Origin of the sequence: Cysteiniphilum sp. 19S12-1, assembly GCF_052030685.1 — a bacterium.
GTDB lineage: Bacteria > Pseudomonadota > Gammaproteobacteria > Francisellales > Francisellaceae > Caedibacter.
Genome location: NZ_JBQAJM010000084.1, coordinates 1 through 1,053 on the forward strand (window position 1 = coordinate 1; position 1,053 = coordinate 1,053).

The window sequence follows — 1,053 nt, forward strand, 5'->3', positions numbered from 1 at the left end:
GCCTTGGAGGATGGTCCCCCCATCTTCAAACAGGATTTCACGTGTCCCGCCCTACTTATTCGTATACCTAGTTCCACCTATAAATTTTCGTCTACAGGGCTATCACCTGCTATGGCCATCCTTCCCAGAATGTTCAACTAATCTATACGCTAAAATATACAAGGCTACTCCCCCTTCGCTCGCCGCTACTAAGGGAATCTCGGTTGATTTCTTTTCCTATGGGTACTTTGATGTTTCAGTTCCCCACGTTCGCCTTCAGATGACGGAAAACAGAAGACAGAAGACAGTTGTTGAATCGCTGTGCGATACCTTAAACTTTAAAAATAATTACTTAAATTTAAAATTAAATATCACGTTTCTAAAATCAACTTACTGTTTCCAATCCGCTATTTTCCGCCATCTGAATGATCAGAAGACATAAGGCATAGATAAAACAAAAAACTTCTGTCCTCTGCCCTCTGTCTTCTGATCGGGTTCCCCCATTCAGACATCTCCGGATCAATGTTTATTTGCCAACTCCCCGAAGCTTTTCGCAGGCTATCACGTCTTTCATCGCCTCTGACTGCCAAGGCATCCGCCGTTTGCGCTTATTCTCTTGGTCATTACTCTATAATAAATTGTTAAAGATCTCTGTTTCGGATGACCGAAGACTGTGGACTGATGACAGATAATCCTACGCTCACCGATGATTCAATTTAAACATTAAAACCATCAAGCTTGCTTGATTCAAACTCCGTCTTCTGTCCTCTGTCTTCCGTCATCTGGATGGTGGAGCCAAGGAGGATCGAACTCCTGACCTCCTGCGTGCAAAGCAGGCGCTCTCCCAGCTGAGCTATGACCCCAATTCAGAGGACAGAAAACAGATGACAGAGAACAGATCTTTGTATCGCTTCGCGATGATTCTTTAAAATAAAAATCGTGCAGCTCGCTGCACTCAAAATCACTGTCTTCTGTCTTCCGTCCTCTGTCTTCTGATATGGTGGGTCTGAGTAGACTTGAACTACCGACCTCACCCTTATCAGGGGTGCGCTCTAACCAGCTGAGCTACAGACC

At 44.6% G+C, this 1,053-nt stretch carries 1 tRNA gene and 1 rRNA gene; both read right to left on the bottom strand.

Features of this window, described 5'->3' with window-relative positions:
* Positions 1-601, bottom strand: a 23S ribosomal RNA gene (locus tag ACTS4L_RS11315); the annotation flags it as partial.
* 165 nt (positions 602-766) lie between these two features.
* A tRNA-Ala gene (locus ACTS4L_RS11320) sits at positions 767-842 on the bottom strand.
* Between the last annotated feature and the right edge of the window lie 211 nt (positions 843-1,053).